The organism is Oxalobacteraceae bacterium OTU3CAMAD1, from assembly GCA_024123915.1.
Taxonomy (GTDB): Bacteria; Pseudomonadota; Gammaproteobacteria; order Burkholderiales; family Burkholderiaceae_D; genus Rugamonas.
Map to the genome: position 1 here is coordinate 122,541 of CP099650.1, position 20,852 is coordinate 143,392.

At 67.6% G+C, this 20,852-nt stretch carries 13 protein-coding genes; 5 read left to right on the plus strand and 8 right to left on the minus strand.

Features of this window, described 5'->3' with window-relative positions:
- The first annotated feature begins 70 nt into the window (after positions 1-70).
- From NHH88_00415 to NHH88_00425, 3 genes are read left to right on the plus strand one after another with little or no spacing between them, the layout of a single operon-like run.
- Positions 71-2,356, plus strand: a complete 2,286-nt coding sequence (locus NHH88_00415; GenBank protein ID USX14297.1) for a trehalose-6-phosphate synthase — start codon at positions 71-73, stop codon at positions 2,354-2,356.
- 7 nt (positions 2,357-2,363) lie between these two features.
- Positions 2,364-3,158 (plus strand): trehalose-phosphatase, encoded by a 795-nt coding sequence (otsB, locus tag NHH88_00420; GenBank protein USX14298.1) that lies wholly within the window; start codon positions 2,364-2,366, stop codon positions 3,156-3,158.
- Complete coding sequence (locus NHH88_00425) at positions 3,155-5,014, plus strand: glycoside hydrolase family 15 protein (protein ID USX14299.1); 1,860 nt, start codon at positions 3,155-3,157, stop codon at positions 5,012-5,014. Before otsB ends, NHH88_00425 begins: the two co-directional genes overlap by 4 nt.
- Before the next feature lie 169 nt (positions 5,015-5,183).
- Here NHH88_00425 and NHH88_00430 read toward each other — a convergent pair whose 3' ends face one another.
- From NHH88_00430 to NHH88_00455, 6 genes are all read right to left on the minus strand, one after another.
- Positions 5,184-7,142: an ATP-binding protein gene (locus tag NHH88_00430; GenBank protein USX14300.1), complete on the minus strand. Its 1,959-nt coding sequence runs from the start codon at positions 7,140-7,142 to the stop codon at positions 5,184-5,186.
- A gap of 122 nt (positions 7,143-7,264) precedes the next feature.
- Entirely contained in the window at positions 7,265-9,370 is a 2,106-nt protein-coding gene (locus NHH88_00435; protein ID USX14301.1) for an AsmA family protein, read from the minus strand.
- 21 nt (positions 9,371-9,391) lie between these two features.
- On the minus strand, positions 9,392-10,141 hold the full coding sequence (locus NHH88_00440) for a glycosyltransferase (GenBank protein ID USX14302.1): 750 nt from the start codon (positions 10,139-10,141) through the stop codon (positions 9,392-9,394).
- A complete protein-coding gene (locus tag NHH88_00445; protein ID USX14303.1) occupies positions 10,141-10,779 on the minus strand; it encodes a nodulation S family protein in 639 nt (212 codons plus the stop codon). The genes NHH88_00440 and NHH88_00445 overlap by 1 nt, the downstream gene beginning before the upstream one ends.
- The gene (locus tag NHH88_00450) at positions 10,776-11,570 is read right to left on the minus strand and encodes a PIG-L family deacetylase (protein USX14304.1); all 795 of its coding nucleotides are present in this window, start codon (positions 11,568-11,570) and stop codon (positions 10,776-10,778) included. The genes NHH88_00445 and NHH88_00450 overlap by 4 nt, the downstream gene beginning before the upstream one ends.
- Positions 11,558-12,571 (minus strand): acyl-CoA dehydrogenase, encoded by a 1,014-nt coding sequence (locus NHH88_00455; GenBank protein ID USX17496.1) that lies wholly within the window; start codon positions 12,569-12,571, stop codon positions 11,558-11,560. Before NHH88_00455 ends, NHH88_00450 begins: the two co-directional genes overlap by 13 nt.
- 250 nt (positions 12,572-12,821) lie before the next feature.
- On the opposite strand from NHH88_00455, the gene NHH88_00460 reads away from it, so the two are divergent.
- On the plus strand, positions 12,822-17,288 hold the full coding sequence (locus tag NHH88_00460; GenBank protein USX14305.1) for a DEAD/DEAH box helicase: 4,467 nt from the start codon (positions 12,822-12,824) through the stop codon (positions 17,286-17,288).
- 10 nt (positions 17,289-17,298) lie between these two features.
- Here NHH88_00460 and NHH88_00465 read toward each other — a convergent pair whose 3' ends face one another.
- Positions 17,299-18,063, minus strand: a complete 765-nt coding sequence (locus NHH88_00465) for an SDR family oxidoreductase (protein ID USX14306.1) — start codon at positions 18,061-18,063, stop codon at positions 17,299-17,301.
- Positions 18,064-18,302: 239 nt separating this feature from the next.
- Between NHH88_00465 and NHH88_00470 the strand changes: the two genes are divergently transcribed.
- Positions 18,303-18,509 carry a hypothetical protein gene (locus NHH88_00470; protein ID USX14307.1) on the plus strand — a complete coding sequence of 69 codons (207 nt, stop codon included), beginning with the start codon at positions 18,303-18,305 and terminating at the stop codon, positions 18,507-18,509.
- Between the two features lie 5 nt (positions 18,510-18,514).
- On the opposite strand, the gene NHH88_00475 is transcribed toward NHH88_00470, so the two are convergent.
- The gene (locus NHH88_00475) at positions 18,515-20,626 is read right to left on the minus strand and encodes a phospholipase C, phosphocholine-specific (GenBank protein ID USX14308.1); all 2,112 of its coding nucleotides are present in this window, start codon (positions 20,624-20,626) and stop codon (positions 18,515-18,517) included.
- Positions 20,627-20,852: the final 226 nt, after the last annotated feature.

A 20,852-nucleotide genomic window follows, 5' to 3' on the forward strand; every position in this document is an offset into this window, starting at 1 on the left:
CCACGCATCCCAAAAAAATTGATGCAGCGGTTGTTTTTCTATCCTGCAATCACACCTGAGGACTCCTCCAATGCTTTCACGCTCTGTAAAACTATCATTACGTTTCATGCTCCCCCTGGCGATCCTGCTGGGACTGTTCGCCTACATCGTCGTCCCGCTGATGGACAACCTGACCCTGCGCTGGTCGGTGCGCGATCTGGATAACCGCTCGCAACTTCTTGCCGCCACCTTGCAGGTGCCGCTGCGCGAGGATGTGCTGCTCAACGACAAGGCGCACATCAAGAAGCTGTTCGACGGCGCCATCGAAGACGAGCGCCTGTTCGCGCTGGGCTTCTGCGATCCTTCGGGCAAACTGCTGTACAAAACCTCCACCTACCCGCAATCGCTGGGCTGCTGGGAAAAGCCGACCGACGGCAGCAAGCAAAAGTCGCTGGTGCAATTGCCACGCGGCCCGGTCCACGTGGCCGACACGGCGATCGAAGACAACGGCACCGGCCTGGGCCGTCTGATCCTGGTGCACGACATGAGCTTCATCGAACGCCGCAGCGCCGAGACCACCAAGTACGTGCTGATTTTCTTCGCGCTGCTGGGCGTGGCGATCGCCTTCCTGACCCTGCTGGTGTCGCACCTGAGCTGGCGCGGCTGGCTGGCCAGCCTCAACGACGTGCTGCGCGGCCAACTGCTGCCGCGCGACGACAAATCGACCGTGCCCGGCGCGACGCCGCCACCGCCGCCACCGCCGGAGATGGAACCGCTGATCGGCGAGTTGCGCAGCCTGCTCGAGGAATACCACGAGGAACGCCAGAGTAGCAGCAGCAACAACAGTGCCGAGTGGGCGCCGGAAAAACTCAAGGCCCTGCTGCAACAGGATCTGGCCGGCGACCAGGTGCTGGTGGTGTCCAACCGCGAGCCCTACATCCACGAGAAAAACAAGGACGGCACGATCCGCGTGCGCCGTCCGGCCAGCGGCCTGGTGACGGCCGTTGAGGCGGTGATGCGCGCCTGCTCCGGTACCTGGATCGCCCATGGCGCCGGCAGCGCCGACCGCGAGACGGTCGACCGCAACGACCACGTGCCGGTGCCGCCGAAAAATCCGAGCTACACGCTGCGCCGCGTGTGGCTGACGGAAGAAGAGGAAAAAGGCTACTACTACGGCTTCGCCAACGAAGGCCTGTGGCCGCTGTGCCATATCGCCCACGTGCGTCCGGTGTTCCGCTCGTCCGACTGGGACGAGTACGTCAAGGTCAACCGCCGCTTCGCCGACGCCGTCATCAAGGAAGCGCGCACCGACAACCCGGTGGTGCTGGTGCAGGATTACCACTTCGCCCTGCTGCCGCGCATGGTGCGCGAGGCGCTGCCGAAAGCGACCATTATTACGTTCTGGCACATCCCATGGCCTAACTCGGAGTCGTTCGGTATTTGCCCGTGGCGCGAAGAAATTCTGGAAGGTATGTTGGGCAGCACCATCCTGGGTTTCCACACGCCGTTCCACCGCAAGAACTTCCTCGACACGGTCGACCGTTACCTGGAAACCCGTATCGAGCCGGAAGCGTCGACCATTTCGTACGGCAACGAGCTGACCCAGGTCGAGGACTATCCGATCTCGATCGCCTGGCCCGACTATCCGGACACGCAGCCTGTGGAACAGTGCCGCACCGAGATCCGCCAGATCCTGGGCGTGCCGGAAGACCACCTGCTGGCCTTCGGCGTCGACCGCCTCGACTACACCAAGGGCATCCTGGAGCGCTTCCAGGCGGTCGAGAGCATGCTGGAGCGCCATCCGTCGATGATCGGCAAGTTCAGCTTCGTGCAGATCGCCGCGCCGAGCCGCTCGGACCTGGAGGAGTACATGAACTTCGAGCAGCGCGTGCGCAAGCTGGCCGCGCGGGTCAACGACCGTTTCGGCAGCGACGGCTACCTGCCGATCATCCTGAAGATCGAGCACCACGAGCAAGCCGAGCTGCAACGCTACTTCCGCGCCAGCGAGGTCTGCATGGTGACCAGCTTGCACGACGGTATGAATCTGGTGGCCAAGGAATTCATCGCCGCCCGCGACGACGAACGCGGCGCGCTGGTGCTGAGTCAGTTCACCGGCGCCGCCCGCGAGCTGCACGAGGCCTTGATCATCAATCCGTACCACATCGAGCAGGGCGCCGAGGCGCTGTACCGCGGCCTGACGATGCCGCCTGTGGAGCAGCGCGAGCGGATGCGCAGCATGCGCGACCGCGTGCGCCGCTTCAACGTCTACCGTTGGGCCGGCCACATGCTGCTCGACGCCGCCCGTCTGCGCAAACGCGAAAAAGTGATGCAGAAGATCCGTTCCCACAGCCGCGGCAACCTGCGCCGAGTAGGTTAAAGTAAACATGATGAAACTCGAACCGACCCCGGCGGACGAAACCACGTCCGCCGACAACCAAACTTTCCTGCTGACCGACTGGCCCGATTGCAGCCTGTTCCTGGACTTCGACGGCACCCTGGTCGACCTGGCCGAAACGCCCGACACGGTCGTGGTCGTGCCCGGCCTGGTCGAGGCGCTGGCCACCCTGCGCGACAAGCTGGGCGGGCGCCTGGCCATTGTCAGCGGCCGCCCGATCGAGCAGATCGACGCCATGCTGGCGCCGCTCAAGCTGCCGGCGGCCGGCGTGCACGGCGCCGAACGGCGCGCCGCCGACGGCGAGCTGCACTACATCACGGTACTGCCGCTCGACAACGCCAAGTCGCGCCTGCAACCGCTGGTGGCGCAATATCCCGACCTGCTGCTGGAGGAAAAACGCGGCGCGCTGGCCCTGCACTACCGTCTGGCGCCGGAACTGAAGGCGCTGTGCGAGCAGGCCATGCAGGAAGCGCTCGACGCCAGCCCCGGCATGGTACTGTTACATGGCAAAATGGTGCTGGAGCTCAAGCCCGGATCGAGCACCAAGGGCAGCGCCCTGGCCGCGTTCATGCAGGAAGCGCCCTTCAAGGGTCACAAGCCGGTGTTTGCCGGCGACGACACCACCGACGAAGCCGGCATCGCCTACGCCCAGCAAACGGGCGGCATGGGCGTGAAGATCGGCCCCGGTCCGAGCGCCGCGCTGCGCCGCCTCGCCTCGCCGCAAGAATTGCGCGCGCAGCTGGTGCAAGCGGCCACCACCCTGCCTCATGGAGACAAACAATGACCAGCACTGCAACCGATACCAATTCCGCCGCACACACCAACCCCAACGAGGCCGCGCCCGGCAAACCGGTGACGCCCGAGGCGTCGCTGAACTGCGGCGTCATCGGCAACTGCTCGTACAACGCGCTGGTCGACCGCAGCGGCAACATCGTCTGGTGCTGCCTGCCGCGCTTCGACGGCGACCCGGTGTTCAACGCCCTGCTGGACAACTCCGAGAACGGCAGCGTCTGGAGCATCGAGCTGGAAAATTGCGTCAAGACCGAGCAGTTCTACGATCCCAACACCGCCGTGCTGCGCACCCGCCTGATGGACGCCGACAACCACGGCATCGAAATCACCGACTTCGCGCCGCGCTTCACCAGCCGCGACCGCATGTTCCGGCCGCTGATGCTGATCCGCCGCATCCGCATCCTCAACAGCGCCGTGCGCATCCGCGTGCGGCTGCGTCCGCGCTTCGACTGGGGCCGCGAGGCGCCCGAGATCACGCGCGGCAGCCACCACATCCGCTACGTCGGCTCGGACCAGACCTTGCGCCTGAACACCGACGCCTCGCTCAGCCACCTGCTGTCGGAGACCTGGTTCCTGGCCAACAGCTCGCTGAACTTCATGCTGGGACCGGATGAGACGCTCAACGACGGCATCGAGGACGTCTGCCGCCGCTTCGAGAAGGAAACCATCAACTACTGGCGTAACTGGAGCCGCCGCCTGGCGCTGCCGTACGAGTGGCAGGACGTGGTGATCCGCGCGGCCATCACCTTGAAAATGTCGCTGTACGAGGACACCGGCGCCATCATCGCCGCCATGACCACCAGTATTCCGGAGGCGCCCGGCAGCGCGCGCAACTGGGACTACCGCTTCTGCTGGCTGCGCGACGCCTTCTTCGTGGTGCGCGCGCTTAACAGCATTTCCGAGGTCGGCACGATGGAGGAGTACCTGCGCTGGCTGAGCAATATTGTCGCCAGCTCCAAGGGCGGCCATATCCAGCCGCTGTACGGCATCGGGCTGGAGGAATTCCTGCCCGAGTCGACGGTGGATCATTTGCCTGGCTATCGCGGGCACCAGCCGGTGCGGGTCGGCAACCAGGCGCAGGAACACTTCCAGCATGACGTCTACGGTAACGTGGTGCTGGGGGCGGCGCAGGCCTTCCTCGACCACCGTTTGCTGAACCGCGCCGGCGTGGCCGAGTTCGCGCATCTGGAGGCGGTCGGCGAGCAAGCCTTCCGCGTCCACGACCAGCCGGACGCCGGCATGTGGGAATTGCGCACCCGGGCCCGGGTGCACACTTCGTCGATGCTGATGAGCTGGGCGGCATGCGACCGTCTGGCCAAGATCGCCAACGTGCTGGAATTGCCGGAGCGTGCCGCGCACTGGCAGGCGCGCGCCGACAAGATCCGCGAACCGCTGCTGCGCGATTCGTGGAGCGAGAAGCGCCAGGCGTTCTGCGAAAGCCTGGGCGGCGAGGATCTGGACGCCAGCGTGCTGCTGATGGCCGAGGTGAACTTCATCGATCCGAAGGACCCGCGCTTCGTCAAGACGGTGGAGGCGCTGGAGAAGTCGCTGTGCGACGGCCCGTACATGCGCCGCTACGAGGCGCCGGACGATTTCGGCAAGCCGGAGACGGCGTTCAACATCTGCACGTTCTGGCGCATCGACGCGCTGGCGCGGATCGGCCGCAAGGACGAGGCGCGCGAGATCTTCGAGACCATGCTGAAGGCGAGGAATCATCTGGGGCTGCTGTCCGAAGACACGCACCCGGTCACAGGCGAAATGTGGGGCAATTTCCCGCAGACGTATTCGATGGTGGGCCTGATCAACTGCGCGATGCGCCTGTCGGCACCGTGGGACAGCGTGGTGTAAGCGGAAGCGTGCGGCGCACCGCCGCACATGCGTAACCTCGGAAACACGTAGGGCGGATTAGCGCAGCGTAATCGGCCATGGTTGCGCCGCCGACGGCTCGTCGATGGCCGATTACGGCGTTCCGCCTAATCCGCCCTACGTGTCTCCGGAATGGCGCATCCGACCTCGATCACGGTGTTTTGCGCAAGCTGCCCAGCACCACCTCGATCGCATCGAAATCCACCGGCTTGGTCAAATGTTCGACAAAGCCGGCTTCCCTGGACATCGTGCGGTCGTTCTCGGCGCCCCACCCGGTCAGCGCAATCAGCGCCATGCTATCGAGCGCGGGATTCTTGCGCAGCGCCTGCGCCAGCTCGTAGCCGTTCAAATTCGGCATGCCGATGTCGATCAACCCGACCTCCGGTATCCAATCCTCCACCACCTCCAGCGCCTCGATGCCGTCGTTGGCGACGCGAATGCTGTGCCCCTTGAACTCCAGCAAACTCGCCAGGGTTTGCGCCGCGTCGGCGTTGTCGTCCACCACCAGTATCCTCAACATATCGGTGCGCAGCGGCGCCGCCAGGTGATCGGCCGCCGCATGCTCCGTCTCCACCGCCACGCTCAACGGCAAACGAATCGTGAACGTGGTGCCACCGCTATGCGTCCCGCCGCTGGCGACGCTGATACTACCGTCATGCATCTCCAGCAGCCGCTTGACCAGCGACAGGCCTATCCCCAGGCCGCCGTGCGACAGATCCATATTCCTGCCAACCTGGTTGAACATATCGAAAATGAACGGCTGCGACGCCTCCGGGATACCGACGCCGTTGTCCTCGACCGAGATGACGATCTGCCCGCCCTCCCGCGCCGCGCTCAAATCGATGCGGCCGCCGGGCGGCGTGTACTTGGCCGCGTTATTAAGCAGATTGCCCAGCACCTGCACCATGCGGGTCGGGTCGACCAGCACCTCGATGTCCTCGTCGGGCATGGCGACATACAGGCGATGGCGGGCGTTCTCGATCATCGGCGCGTTGGCCTCCACCGCCGACGCGACGATGCTTTGCAGGGACACGCGTTCCTTCTTCAGATCGATCTTGCCGCCGTTGATGCGGGCGATATCCAGAAGGTCGTCGACCAGCCGCACCATGTGCGTGACCTGCCGGTCCATCATGTCGCGCATGCGCTCGACCATCTGCGGATTGCCGCCGCTTAGCTTGAGGATATCGAGCCCGCTGCGGATCGGCGCCAGCGGATTGCGCAACTCGTGCGCGAGCACCGCCAGGAACTCGGTCTTGCGCCGGTCCACCTCGGACAGGTCGGCCGCCAGCCGGCGCAGGCGCGCCTCGTTCTCCTTGCGCACGCTGACGTCGGTGAACAGCAGCGCCACCTTGCGGCTGTCGGCGCCGCCGACGCGGCTGGCGTAGCCTTCGAACCAGCGCCCGCTCGACTGCGCCTGGTTCTCGAAGCGCACCGGTTGCCCGGTCAGCGCCACTTGCGCATAGGTGTCGATCCAGTACGATCCGATATGCGGGACCACCTCCTTGATGGTCTTGCCGACGACATCGCCCAGGCCGTAGATCGCGATGCCCGCAGGGTTCATCTCCAGCACCTTGTAATCGACCGCCTCGCCGGCGTCGTCGAAGATCACGTCGATCACGCAAAAGCCCTGGTCCATCGAATCGAACAGGTTGCGGTAGCGCTCCTCGCTGCTGCGCACCTGCTGGTACAACTGGCGCAGATGGTCATCGTCGGCGCGCTCGCGGGTCAGCTTCTCGTTCAGCAGCGCCAGTTCGGCATCGACCGCGCGATTGACCACTCCGCGCACCTTTTTGCCCACATAAATGAAAAAGATGCCGACCACCACAAACAGCGCCAATGAAATCTGGTCGCGCATGCTGCCGACATAGAAGGTGCCAAGCGGAAGAAAAATCGAGCAGCCGTAAAGGAAGCCGGTGAGCAGCACGATCGCCGCCGGACCGCTGCCCAGCACGGCCGCAGCCAGCGCCACCAGCGGAATGAACAGCAGAAAGGGAACACGGTTGCCGACGAAGACGGAGACGCCAATCTGCAACATCAACGCAAACAGTGACAAGCCCACGCCTACGACATAGCGCAGGGCCGGCGAAAGTTTTTTTGCGGAAAGCAGCATTGGAAGTCCTTGGTTTTCCTAATCATACCAAGCGACAACCTCAACCAGCAAACCGGGCTGGACGATTACGGCCATCCCGCAAGCCTACATGCCCTCTTCTTGCGCCCGCGCAAACTTCGCAATCACTTTTCCTGTTTTTTTACCGGCTCGGGCTTGGAGCCAAACCGTACCTGCGTCGCCTGCTTGAGCGCGGCGGCGCAATCGACCGCTTCCACATTGCCGGGATTGATCAGCGGCACCACCGCCGCCAGCGGGTTGATGATGCCCAGCGCCACCGCCGCGCCGGCCTTGAGCGCCAGCGGCCCCTTGGCCACGCCGACGTCCGGATTGGCGAAGGTGCCCCGGGCGTACAGCGGCGTGCGCAGCGAAATGATGCGCACGCCCTTGGTTTTCGGCTTGACGTCCAGGTTCAGGCGCTCGTTGGCCAGGTCGATGCTGCCGGTGACGTCAATGACGGCTTCGTCGGTGTCGACGACGAAGCGCCGGGTTTGCGCCTGCCCCTTCTCGACGACGAAATCGCTGGCCACGCAGTTCAGCTGCACCTGCTTGTCGCCGAACAGTTTGACGAAGACGGCGTTGGCGATGTTCAGTCCGGCCGCCTCCAGCACGAACTTGCTGACCGAGCCTTCGCTGACGGTCGCGCCCAGTTCGCCGCTGGCGGTCGCCAGCATCGCCGATACCGAGTTGCCGGTGCCGGCCAGCGCGGCGTCGCCGTTGACCTCGCCCACGCTCGCCTGCATCGCCTGCAGTTTAGGGAACAGCTGACGGATCTTCAGATGGCGCGCGGCCATCTTGATCTGCGCCTGGATGGGATTCTTGCCGCCGTCGAGCGTGATGTTGGAGGTGACGGCGCCGCCAGCCATGCCGAAGTTCAGCGGCGTCAGGGTCAGCACCTTGTTCTTCATGCGGATATGGGTTTCGACATTCTCCAGCGGGATATCGTGCGTGCGCACCAGCTTCTTGCCGGTGAATTTGACGTCGGCGTCGAGCGCATCCCACTTGGCGGTGTTGAATTGTTCGACCGGCAGCGCCTTGCCCGCCGGCTGATTGGGCTTCTTGTCGCGCGCCGCCTTGTCGGCATTGCTCTCGGCGCCGATGGTCGGTCCCAGGTCCGCCAGCCGCAGCTGGTTGGAGGTCAGGGTGCCGGTCAGCAGCGGACGCGGCTTGCGCGGGCTGTAGCTCAAGGTGCCGTGCAGGTCGCTGCCGCCGACGGTGCCGGTGAAGTTGCGGTAGGTCCAGTTCCACACCGCGCCATCCTTCTTGCCGCCCAGCCGGCCGGTGGTGGCGTAGGGCGGCGTCTCCGGCAGCAGCACGCCGGTCAGCGGATACAGGTCGGCCATGCTGGCGCCGGCCAGCGACAGTTTCAGATCGATGCCGGACAGCGAGCGCGGATCGGTCAACGTGCCCTCGATGGCGATCTTGTTCTTGCCCGCCATGGCGTTGGCCTGCACCGGGAAGGTGTTGTGTTCGTCCTGCAGCGACAGCACCGCGCCGGTCTTGCCGCCGCCGGTGACCGGCGCGCCGTGATACGTCCCGCCCAGTTCGAAGCGCAACCCGTAGTTGTTGGCGGTGCGGTTGCCGACGGCCTGCCCGGTCGCCTTGCCGCCCGGCCGGTCGGCCGGTTTTTCATTTGCTTTGTCGTCGGCCAGGGCATCGGCGTCGTCCGCATTGATCGTGGTCGCCTTGGCGCGCAGGTCCAGTTTGATACCGTCGTCCAGGTAGCGCAGGCTGCCTTCGCGGAACGCCAGGCGCCGGATATCAACCTCCCACTCCGACGGGCCGTTGTCCTTGAAAGTCCAGGTATTGCTGCCGTCGGCGCGGCGCTGCGCCGCCACCTCCAGCTTGTCCAGTTCCAGGTTGGTGATCACCACCTCCTTGTGCAGCAGCGGCAGCGTATGCATGGCGACGACGATATTGCCCACGCTGGCCAGGCGCGGGCCGGTGGTGGTCCACGAAGGATTGACGACATATACATCGTTGGCGCTGATTTCAGGGCGCGGCACGTAGCGGCGCCACCCCTGTTCGGCCGGGTCGCCCTGGCGGAAGCGCACGTCCAGGTCGCCCTTGATGGCGAACTCCCGCCCGATGGTCTGCGACACCTTGTCGTTGATGTAGGGACGGGCGCGGTTCCAGTCGAACGTCAGCACGAAGATGACGAGTGCCACCAGCAGCACCAGCAGTGCGGCAAGGAAATAGTAAAGAATGGTGAGGGGGCGCGATCTTCTCATGCGGTTCATGCTACGCCTCGATCAAGCTGCGTTATGTGAACTACTCAACAAAACGGGCAAATCCGCCGGCAGGGCGGCGCGGGCGCTGGCCGCATAATGCAGCAAGGTGTCGCCGAAGCCGCCGCTCGCCTTCGGATCGCGGCGGGCGCTGGTCACCACGCGCGGCGCCGAGCTCCAGGCGAAGCGTGCGCCGCAGCGCTCCAACGCCGACACCAGCGCCACGTCTTCGCCGCAGGCCAGCGCCTCGAAGCCGCCGGCGCGCAGATAGGCGGCCGCCGACACGCCAAGATTGGCGCCGTGGATGTGACGGTGGCCGTCGGCGTCGGTGTAACCGAGGTGGAAGTGCCGGCGCAACGCCTCGGCGTCGTCCAGGTGCGGCGACCAGTCGTCGACCGCGATGGTGCCGCAGACCACATCGACGTCCAGCCCCAGTTGCACCGCCAGCCACGCCGGCGAGACGCGCGTGTCGGCGTCGGTGAAGGCCAGCCAGCGGGCGCCGAGCGCCAATAGACACGCGGCGCCGGCCGCGCGCGCCGCGCCGACGTTGCGCGATGCGACCAAGAGGCCGCCCACCACGCAGCAACCCTGCACGCTATGGCGCGCATGGCGCTCGACGATCACGCGCGAGCCGTCGCTGCAGCTGTCGAGCACCACCATGACATGCACCGGCTCGCCGCACAGTGCGGCATCGCCGGCGGCGACGCGGATCGCCGCCAGGCACTGTTCCAGTTCGCCTTCCTCGTTGTGGGCCGGGATGATCACGCCGATCATCAGGCCAGTCCCTCCTGCTGCGCCACCGAATCGGCGCTGCCGGACCAGACGTCGAGCAGGAAGTCGTCCTCGCTGTGGCGCAGCAGGCGATGCAGCCCCGGCGTCGCGTCGAACACGGTGTGCACGCTGTCGGTGTTAAGCCGGCGGTCGGCGAACGGCCGACGCCAGTGGCACATGACCAGGGTGCCGCCTTCGGCCAGGCCGTCGACGCAGCACTGGCGCAGCCGCAGCAAGGCCTGTTCGTCGAGGTAGTAGGCCATCTCGCTGATGACGATCAGGTCGAACACCGCCTCGACCGGCCAATCCTGCGGCATATGCTGCTGGCGGATCGTCACGCGCGCGGCGTCGCTGGGCGCCTCGCGCAGCATGCGCCGGCGCGTCAGCACCACCGCCTCGGCCGACAGGTCGCTCGCCAGCAGACGCTCGGCGCGATGGGCCAGCGCCGCCGTCAACTCGCCGTTGCCGCACGCCGGCTCGAACGCGCTGCGATAGCGCTGGCGCGGCAGGCACGCCAGCAGGATGTCGCGCTTGCGCTGCTCGTACCAGCGCTGGCGCACTTTCCACGGATCGGCGTCCTGCTGGTACAGCTGCTGGAAGTGCGCGAGCGGATCGAAGTCGGAAGGGAGTGAGGTCGTCATGTGAAGTAGATTTCGTAGGGATGCAGCAAGCGCGCCAGCACATGCGGCGGCAGGATGGCCGGCTGGCCGGTGGAGGGATCGTCGTGCAGCTGGCTGGTGAAACAGCCAACAGCCTCGCGTTTGCGCTTTAGTACATCCTCGCCCAGCGCCAGGCGGCGCGCGCGTCGCCACGGCAGGCGCGCGTCGCCCGGCGCGGCCCAGTGCCAGCTCCACACGGGCATCTCGATCAAGGTCGCGCGGCAGGCGCCGGCGGCCATGGCGGCGGCCAGCCCGCACGCCTCGTGGTCAGGATGGCCGTCCTTCCGCCAAGTGACGAAGACCACGTCGTCGGGCCGCAGCATTTGCCGCAGCAGCGTGTGCAACTGGTCCAGCGATGCGGCGACCGCGCCGTCGGGCAGCCGGGCGCGCAGCACCTGCGGCGCCGGTTTGCCGGCCGACGCGCCCAATCCCAACGCGCCCAGGGCGGCGTCGGTTTCGCGGGGGCGCAGGCGCGCCAGTTGTTCCGGCGTGATTGTCGTCGAACCCGGATGGCTGCCCGTGCCGTCGGTCACGGCCACCACCACCGTGGGGCTACCTTGCGCCGCCAGCAGTTGCAGCAGCCCGCCGCAGGCCAGCACTTCGTCGTCCGGATGCGGCGCGACGATGACGGCGCGGCGTCCCGGCGGCACCAGCGTGGCGGCGGACACCGGCGGCATATCCTGCAGTCCGCCCCAAGCTTGCCAGCTGGCGTCGGGCGTGCCTTCGCCTTCGATGTGGCGCGCAGCGGCGCCGTGGCCGCTCATAGCGCCCATGGCGACTCCTCCGACTCGGACAACAGGCGTCCGAGCGCCGCCAGATCGCGCTCGGCGTGGCTCTGGCGCAGAAACACCGGCAGATCGGCCGCCAGGCGGGCGAAGTGCGGATCGCGGCACAGCGGCGTGGCGCCCAGCGAGCGCGTGGTGTGCTGCAGCACCAGCGTGGCGGCCGCCTCGACGGCCAGGCGCGCGCGCAGCGCCAGCACGCCGGCGTCGGCATCCGGATCGGCATCGATGGCGGCGGCCGATTCGCGCAGCACGGCGGCCGCGCCGGCCAGCGCGATATCGGCCAGGCCAAGCTGCGCCAGCCGGTGCGGGTCGGCCGCCTGGCGCGCGGCGCCGGCGCGCACTGACGCGAGCAGGGAATCGGCGATGGCTTGCGCCGCCCCGTACCAGCAGGCGGCGATGCCGGCGCCGCCGTGCCAAAATCCCGGACGCCGCACATACGACCCGGACGCGCCTACCAGGCAAGCCGCGGCGTTGTCGAACACCACATCGACGCTGGCGCTGCCGGCCATGCCGACGGCATGCCAGCCGTCGGCGGTCACCGTCACGCCGGGTTGGTCGAGGGCGACGGCGGCCAGCCAGGGCAGGCCCTCCCCGTCCCAGCAACTGACCAGCGCGTGGTCCACCGTCGCGGCGCCCGAGCACCAAAGCTTGCGGCCGGACAGGCGCACCGCGCCATCCTTGGAACGATGCAGCACCACCCTGCCGTCGGGCGGTTCGGCGCACCAGACGCCCCACAGCGTGTCCGGCGCGGCCGACGCCCCCAGCTCGGCCAGAATGGCCAAGGCGTCGGTATGGCCTTCATAGAGCTTGAGCAAACTCAGATCGTGGCCCGCCACCTCCGCCAGCGCGCGCCAGCGCTGCGCCGTGTCGCCGTTTCCTGGCGGCGGCAAGCGGTCCAATCCCCCGGCCACGATGCGCCGCAGCAGCTCTCCGGCGGTGGCCGCGCCGCCGCGCTCGGGCAGCAGCAAGCGGCGCAGCGCGGCGGGCATGTTGCTGCCCGCCGCGAGCGGCGGGGAGGGAGCGGACGGGGCCGCAGTGATCGATAACAGGGCCGGCATGACTTTCCATTGGAGACGTTGTTGGAGGCGACCTCATCATGCTGCGGCACTGTTGAGCTGTATGTTCGCTTGGACACAATAGTCGCCAATCAACTCCCACCCCGCTACACCTCGCCCGGCGTGCCGGGTAGAATGAAAGACCGGCGCTCCCGCCCGACCTTTCCTTGCGTCATCATCGCCAATGAAACCGCGTGAAAATATTGATATCTGGCACGATTTCCATCCCGCCGTGGCGGCGTGGTTCCGCGCCAGCTTTCCCGCCGCCACCGAGGCGCAGCGGCGCGCGTGGCCGCTGATCCAGAGCGGCTCGCCGACGCTGATCGCCGCGCCGACCGGTTCCGGCAAGACCCTGACGGCCTTCCTGGCCGCCATCGACGCGCTGGTGCGCGAGAGCGGCGACACGCCCCTGCCGGACCAGACGCGGGTGCTGTACGTGTCGCCGCTCAAGGCGTTGTCGAACGATATCCGCGTCAACCTGCTGGCGCCGCTGGAAGGCATCGACCGCGAGCTGGCCGCGATGGGGCTGCCGCCGCACGGCATCCGCGCCGCCGTGCGCACCGGCGACACCACCCAGGCCGAGCGCAACGCCATGCGCCGGCGGCCGCCGCACATCCTGGTCTCGACGCCGGAGTCGCTGTACGTGCTGCTCGGCTCCGACAGCGGACGCGCCATGCTGGCCGGCGTGCGCACCGTGATCGTCGACGAGATCCACGCCGTCGCCGGCGGCAAGCGCGGCAGCCATCTGTCGCTCAGCCTCGAACGGCTCGACGCCCTGTGCGCGGCGGCGGGCCAGCGCAAGCCGGTGCGCATCGGCCTGTCGGCCACGCAAAAGCCGTTGTCGGCGGTGGCGCGCTTCCTGGCCGGCGCCGGCACCGAGGATGGCGCGTTCCGCGACTGCGCGGTGGTCGACGTCGGCCACGTGCGCGCGCGCGACCTGGGGCTGGAACTGCCGCCGGTGCCGCTGGAGGCGGTCATGCCCAACGAGGTGTGGGAACGCGTCTACGACCGGCTGGCCGAATTGACCGTCCTGCACCGCACCACCTTGGTGTTCGTCAACACCCGGCGCATGGCCGAGCGCATGGCGCGCCACCTGGGCGAGCGCCTTGGCGCCGAACACGTGGCCGCGCACCACGGCAGCCTGGCCAAGGAGTACCGGCTCGACGCCGAGCAGCGCCTCAAGCGCGGCGACCTGCAAGTGCTGATCGCCACCGCCTCGCTGGAGCTGGGCATCGACATCGGCGACGTCGACCTGGTATGCCAGATCGGCTCCCCGCGCGGCATCGCCTCGTTCTTGCAGCGGGTCGGCCGCTCCGGCCACCACGTCGGCGGCCTGCCCAAGGGCCGCCTGTTCCCCACCTCGCGCGACGACTTGATCGAATGCGCGGCGCTGCTCGACTGCGTGCGCCGCGATGAACTCGACGCGCTGCGCATCCCGGTTGCGCCGCTCGACGTGCTGGCGCAGCAGATCGTCGCCGAAGTGGGCGGGCGCGAATGGCGCGAGGACGAACTGTTCGACCTGGTGCGCGGCGCCGCGCCGTACGCGTCGCTGGAACGGGCGCGCTTCGACGCCGTGCTGCGCATGCTCACCGAAGGCTACACCGGGCGCCAGGGCGTGCGCGGCGCCTACCTGCACCGCGACGCCGTCAGCGGCACCGTGCGCGCGCGGCGCGGCGGCAAGCTGACCGCCGTCACCTCCGGCGGCACCATCCCCGACAACGCCGACTTCACCGTGGTGCTCGAGCCGCAGGGCCACAACATCGGCACCGTGCACGAGGACTTCGCCGTCGAGAGCCTGGCCGGCGACGTTTTCCAGCTCGGGAACACCTCCTACCGCATCCAGCGCGTGGAGGCGGGCAAGGTGCGGGTCGAGGACGCCCACGGCGCCGCCCCCAACATCCCGTTCTGGCTGGGCGAGGCGCCCGGCCGCAGCGACGAGCTGTCGGCCGGCGTGGCGCGCCTGCGCGGCGAGATCGACCGCCTGCTGGGCGAAAAGGAAGGCGCCGCCGCCATCGACCACGCCGTCGACTGGCTGTTCGAGCATCTTGGCCTGAACGAAGATTCCGCCAGCCAGATCGTCGATTACCTGGCCCGCGCGCGCTCCGCGCTCGGCGCGCTGCCGACCCGCGACACCCTGGTGATGGAGCGTTTCTTCGACGCCTCGGGCGGCATGCAGCTGGTGCTGCATTCGCCGTACGGCAGCCGCATCAACCGCGCCTGGGGACTGGCGCTGCGCAAGCGCTTCTGCCGCACCTTCAACTTCGAGCTGCAGGCTGCCGCCACCGAGGACGCCATCGTACTGTCGCTGTCGGACACCCACAGCTTTCCGCTCGACGAGGTGTGGCGCTATCTGCGCTCGGGCAGCGCCGAGCATGTGCTGATCCAGGCGCTGCTCGACGCGCCGCTGTTCAACGTGCGGTGGCGCTGGAACGCCACCACCGCGCTGGCCCTGCCGCGCTACGCGGGCGGACGCAAGGTCGCGCCGCAGCTGCAACGCATGAAGAGCGACGACCTGCTGGCCGCCGTCTTCCCCGACCAGGCGGCGTGCCTGGAGAACATCGTCGGCGAGCGCGAGCTGCCCAGTCATCCGCTGGTCGACCAGACGCTCGACGACTGCCTGCACGAGGCGATGGACAGCGAGGGGTGGCTGGCCCTGCTGCGCCGCATGGAGGCGGGCGAGGTGCGGCTGCTGTCGCGCGACCTGCCTGCGCCGTCGCCGCTGGCGATGGAAATCCTCAACGCCCGGCCCTACGCCTTCCTCGACGACGCCCCGCTGGAGGAGCGCCGCACGCAGGCGGTCGTCAACCGCCGCTGGACCGATCCGGCATCCGGCGACGACCTGGGCGCGCTCGACGCCGGCGCCATCGAGGCGGTGGCCGCCGAGGCCTGGCCCGGCCCGCGCAACGGCGACGAGATGCATGAGGCGCTGATGTCGCTGGCCTGCGTCACCGAGGACGAGGCGCGGGCCGGCGACGGCTGGCGCGCGTTGCTGGCGGGGCTGGCAGCCGGCGGCCGGGCCACCCGTCTGCACGGCGGCGGCGCCGACCTGTGGGTGGCGCTGGAGCGCCTGGCGTGCCTGCGGGCAGCCTACCCGGACGCCGTGGCCACGCCGGCGCTGACGATACCGGAGCGCCTCGCGGCCCACGACGGCAACGCCGACGAGCCGTGGACGCGCGACGACGCGCTGGTCGAGATCCTGCGCGCGCGCCTGAGCGGCTTCGGCCCGCAACCGCTGGCCTCCATCGCCACCCCGCTCGGCCTGTCGGAGGGCGACACCAGCATCGCCCTGGCCCGGCTCGAAAGCGAGGGCTATGTGATGCGCGGGCGCTTCACCCCCGGCGCCACCGGCGAGGAATGGTGCGAACGGCACCTGCTGGCGCGCATCCACCGCTACACCATCAAGAGCCTGCGGCGCGAAATCGAACCGGTCGAACGCCAGGATTTCATGCGCTTCCTGTTCGAGTGGCAGCACCTGGCCGAGGACGCGCGGCTGCGCGGCAGCGAAGCGCTACCCAAAATACTGGCGCAACTGGAGGGCTACGAGGCGGCGGCCGGCGCCTGGGAAAGCGAGTTGCTGGCGCTGCGCATGCAGGACTACTCGATGCTGTGGCTCGATGACTTGTGCCGTGCCGGCAAGGTGGTCTGGACGCGGGTCGGCGCGCCCGCCAGCGCCGCCGGCGGCCCGGTGCGCGGCACGCCGCTGGTGCTGCTGCCGCGCCGGCAGCTCGGCCTGTGGCACGCGCTGCCGGCCGTCGCCGCCGAGGTGGAGGTGTCGCCGCGCGCGGCGCGCGTGCTCGAGGCGCTGCGGCGCGAGGGCGCCATGTTTTTCGACGAGCTGTCGCGCGACGCCCGGCTGCTGCCGGTCGAACTGGAAACCACGCTGGGCGAGCTGGTGGCGACAGGGCTGGTCAACGCCGACAGCTACGCCGGCCTGCGCGCCATGCTGCTGCCGGCTGCCAAGCGCGCCACCATGGACAAGCGGCGCCGCCGTGGCGCCGGTCCGACCATGGAGGAGGCGGGCCGCTGGGCGCTGGTGCGGCGCGCAGACGGCGTCACCATCACCGAGCGGTTCACCGGGTTGACCGTGGACGGCAACGGCGGCGACGACGACAGCGATGCGGTGGCCGCGCCCGGGCCGGCGGCGCCGGCGCGCAAGCCAGTAACGTCAGCGGCGCCGCGCAGGCCGCGCACCGATCCGCAAACGCTGGAGCACATCGCCATGACGCTGCTGCGCCGCTACGGCGTGATGTTTTGGCGCCTGCTCGAGCGCGAGGCCGCGTGGTTGCCGCCATGGCGGGAACTGCTGCCGGTGTACCATCGGCTCGAGGCGCGCGGCGAGATTCGCGGCGGCCGTTTCGTCGCCGGCCTGTCGGGCGAGCAGTTTGCGCTGCCCGAGGCGATTCCGCTGCTGCGCGAGATGCGCCGACGGCCGCACGACGGCGGCTTCGTCGGCATCTCCGGGGTCGACCCGCTGAACCTGTGCGGCACCTTGCTGCCGGGTGACAAGGTGCCGGCGCTGGCTGGCAACCGCGTGCTGTTCCGCGACGGCCTGCCGGTGGCCGCCATCGTCGCCGGCAAATTCCGTTACCTGCAAACGCCCGACCCGGCCGAGCGCGAACTGCTGCACGCCCAGCTGGTCGCGCGCCGATAGCGCGGGCGGCCTAGGTGCGATTGATGGAAACGCCGCCGTCGGCCATCAGGCAGGACCCCGTGGTGAAGCTGGACGCGTCGGAAGCGAGATAGAGCGCCGACTGTGCGATCTCCTCGGGCCGCGCCAAGCGCTTTAGCGCATGCAGCCCTTCGACAAAGGCCAGCGCCTCCGGCGTGTTGCTGACTGTTCGTCCCAGCGGCGTATCGGTCCCGCCGGGCAGCAGCGCGTTGGCGCGGATGCCGCGCGCCCCGTATTCGACCGCGATCACCCGCGTCAGGCCGATCAAGCCGGCCTTGCTGGCTGCGTACGCTGCCATGCCGGGAAATCCGACGCTGTGGCCGACAAACGTCGAGGTGAAGATGAGGGAGCCGCCGCCGCGCGCCAGCATCGCCGGGATCTGCTGCTTGGCGCCCAGGAAGGCGCTGGTCAGGTTGGTGTCTAGCACCTCGCTCCACGCGCCGGCAGACATCTCCGCCAGCGGCAGGGCCTCGCCCAGGACGCCGGCATTATTGAAGGCGATATCGAGTCCGCCGAAGCGGCCGACCGCCGTCTCCACCAGCTCCCGCGCCAGCCGCTCGTCGCGGATATCGCCGGCCACGGCCACCGCCGCGCCGCCGCTGTGTCCGATCTCATCCACCAGCGTGTCGAGTTCAGCTTTTCTGCGCCCCGTCACCACCACCCGCGCGCCGTGCTGCGCGAACAGCTTCGCCGCCGCGCGGCCGATGCCCGAGCTGGCACCGGTAACGATCGCCACCTTGCCCGATAACTGATCCATGTCGACACCCTTTTTGAGTTGATAAGAATGGCCAGCATAGGAGGACCGCGCGCGGCGCACTATCCGTTTATTGCTTTCGTTTGACGGGAGGATCGGCGGCGGCGTCTGTGCGCAGGCGCGCCTTTCCGTCAACGTGTGACTTGCATTCAACACTTTGATTTCCAACAAGAATCGTACCGAGCTGTTCCGTATGGTTCGCTACGATAGTGGTTCAGCGCCAGCTATAACAAAGGACACCCATGGAATACTCGGACCTCAGCATCGCCATTCAGATCCGCACGCTTGCAGCGATCCGCCAGGCAGAAACCCTGCGCGCGCGCGGCAGCATCGCGCCGGACAGCGCCGACGCCCGGAAATGGATGGAGGAAAACCATCTCCTGACTTTCGTTCCGCTGGTGATCCAGGAACTAAAGCAGATCACCGAGATTATCAAGCAGGAGTATTGACGCTTTCAGCCGATCATCGGATCGGTGCGGCTGTCCCGCCCCGTTTCGACGTGACCGGCGACACGGCGCAGCCATGTGGGATCGGCGTCGCAGGTGACGCTGAAGTCGTACCAGCCGAAGCTACCCGACAGCCCGCACGGCACCAGCAAGGTTTGGCCGGCCACCACGCGGTGGCTGGCGGCCGGCGCGCCATAGGCGTTGTCGGTGATGGTGAAGCGGCAGGCCTTGCGGCCTTCCAGATTGGACAGCACCAGGCTGATGTCGCCGTTGCTCCTGTCATAGCGCGTCAGCAGTTCCGGACGCGCGCCGCCAGCGATGGCGAAGCGGCCTTTGAACTGACGCAGGTAGCCATTGACGCCGTGCGCACTGAGGTCATAAGCGTTGCCGGTCCAGTTCCACATTTCGTGGTTGATTTCCTTTCCCGCTTCGACCGTGTAATACCAGGGGCCGTCCTTGCGCACGCTGGAGTACACGATGAATGCCGCCCCGGCCTGGCCGCTGTTGGCGAAGCTTAGCTCGAACTGGCCGGTGCCGGCCAGACGTCCCTGCACTGACAATTCATACGGCAGCGCGCAGGCGCTGCGCGGCCCGCCAGGCTCCTGCCGGGGCAAGGTTTGCTCGACCGGCGGCATCGGATACGGCTTGCCTGCGACGCGCCGGTCGGCGGCCGTCTTGGGCACGCTGGCGGGCCAGATGCTGTTCGGCGTGCGGAAGTCGAAGGCCGACGTGAGGTCGCCGCAGACCACACGGCGCCACGGCGAGATCAAGTCGCACCGCACCTTGTCACGCGCCTGACCGCGCGCCACCAGCCACTCCTCCAGGAAGCGCAGCTTGGAGGTGTGGTCGAACAGCTGCGAGCATACGCGCCCGCCTTTGCTCCAAGGTGAAATCACCAGCATCGGCACGCGCGGGCCCAGTCCCACCGGCTCGCCGCGATAGGTCTCGTGGACGCCGATGGCGGGCAAGGTGGTCTTGCCCATGACGGCGTTGAGCGGCGCCAGGTCCGACGGAACGTGGTCGAAGAAGCCGTCGTTTTCGTCGTACATCAGCAGGAACACCGTCTTGGACCAGACATCCGGATTGGCCACCAGAGCGGCCAGCAGGCGCGCGGTGATGTTCTCGCCGGCGTTGGGCGAGTTGGGCGAATGCTCGGTGTAGTCGTTGGGGGAGCATATCCACGACACCTGCGGCAGGCGGTTGTTGCGGACGTCGTCGGCGAAGGCGTCGACCAGCCAGTCGCCAGTGGTGCCGGCGGCGTTGGCGGCGGTGGAACCCGGCGCCAACGCGCGGCCCTTGCGGTACAGCGGCGAGTCCGCATCGAGGCGGGTGCCGTCGGCGTTGACGCGGAAGTTCCTGAAGTAGGCCAGGTAGTTGTCGCCGTAGTTGTCCCACTCCTGGTAGACCTTCCAACTGACCTGGTTCGCCTCCAGCACCTCGGCGTAGGTGCGCCAGTTGGGCGCACCGGCGATGACGCCGGCCGAGATGTCGTCCAGCGCCGGATCGCCGTTGAAGCGCTCCGCCTTGTCGACGTTATACAGCTTGCCCATATTGTCGATCCAGCCCTGATTGCTGCCGGTGAGCGAGTACAGGCGGTTTGGATCGGTGGCGCCGAACACCGAGCAATGGTAGGCGTCGCAGATGGTGAAGGCGTCGGCCAGCGCGTAGTAGAACGGCAGGTCGCCCCGGTCGAAATAGCCCATCGACTGCGGCGTCTTTTTCTGGACCCACGCGTCCCAGCCCTGCCAGGTGCTTTGCGACCCTTTCCACGAATGATCGGTGCCGAGCGACAGCGCGCTGGTGTTGTTGGCGTCGAAGTGGAAGGGCAGCACGTGGCCGCCCTTGCCGTCGGGTTGATACCACACCGGACGACCATCGGGCAGCGCGATGGCGCGCGGATCGTTAAACCCGCGCACGCCCGACAAGGTACCGAAGTAATGGTCGAAGGAGCGGTTCTCCTGCATGAAGATGACCACGTGTTCGACGTCCGCCAGGGTGCCGGTGGCGTTGTTGGCGGGGACCGCCAGCGCCTGGCGGATCAGGTCGGGGAATGTGGAGGCGGCGGTCACGCCCGCGCCGGCGGCGGCGAGGCGAAGGAATTTGCGGCGGCTGATGGACATCGAAGGCTCTCTATTGCACGGCCAAGACGTGCCGATCGCAAGATCATAGCCACCAAATATGACAGGGTTATTGCACGCCAGACCACGCGTGCATCCAAAACACGTCTAAAACACGTAGGGCGGATTAGCGAAGCGTAATCCGCCAATGCTTGCGTTTCGACGGCGCACGCATTGGCCGATTACGGCGTTCCGCCTAATCCGCCATACGTGATCCCCGGAGTCATGG

Excerpts from the sequence above, each read along its gene's own strand:
- NHH88_00415 (USX14297.1), top strand. The coding sequence starts at position 71 with ATGCTTTCACGCTCTGTAAAACTATCATTACGTTTCATGCTCCCCCTG.
- NHH88_00435 (USX14301.1), bottom strand. The coding sequence starts at position 9,370 with ATGAGAAGATCGCGCCCCCTCACCATTCTTTACTATTTCCTTGCCGCA.
- NHH88_00460 (USX14305.1), top strand. The coding sequence starts at position 12,822 with ATGAAACCGCGTGAAAATATTGATATCTGGCACGATTTCCATCCCGCC.
- NHH88_00465 (USX14306.1), bottom strand. The coding sequence starts at position 18,063 with ATGGATCAGTTATCGGGCAAGGTGGCGATCGTTACCGGTGCCAGCTCG.
- NHH88_00455 (USX17496.1), bottom strand. The coding sequence starts at position 12,571 with ATGCCCGCCGCGCTGCGCCGCTTGCTGCTGCCCGAGCGCGGCGGCGCG.
- otsB (USX14298.1), top strand. The coding sequence starts at position 2,364 with ATGATGAAACTCGAACCGACCCCGGCGGACGAAACCACGTCCGCCGAC.
- NHH88_00445 (USX14303.1), bottom strand. The coding sequence starts at position 10,779 with ATGACGACCTCACTCCCTTCCGACTTCGATCCGCTCGCGCACTTCCAG.
- NHH88_00475 (USX14308.1), bottom strand. The coding sequence starts at position 20,626 with ATGTCCATCAGCCGCCGCAAATTCCTTCGCCTCGCCGCCGCCGGCGCG.
- NHH88_00425 (USX14299.1), top strand. The coding sequence starts at position 3,155 with ATGACCAGCACTGCAACCGATACCAATTCCGCCGCACACACCAACCCC.
- NHH88_00430 (USX14300.1), bottom strand. The coding sequence starts at position 7,142 with ATGCTGCTTTCCGCAAAAAAACTTTCGCCGGCCCTGCGCTATGTCGTA.
- NHH88_00450 (USX14304.1), bottom strand. The coding sequence starts at position 11,570 with ATGGGCGCTATGAGCGGCCACGGCGCCGCTGCGCGCCACATCGAAGGC.
- NHH88_00470 (USX14307.1), top strand. The coding sequence starts at position 18,303 with ATGGAATACTCGGACCTCAGCATCGCCATTCAGATCCGCACGCTTGCA.
- NHH88_00440 (USX14302.1), bottom strand. The coding sequence starts at position 10,141 with ATGATCGGCGTGATCATCCCGGCCCACAACGAGGAAGGCGAACTGGAA.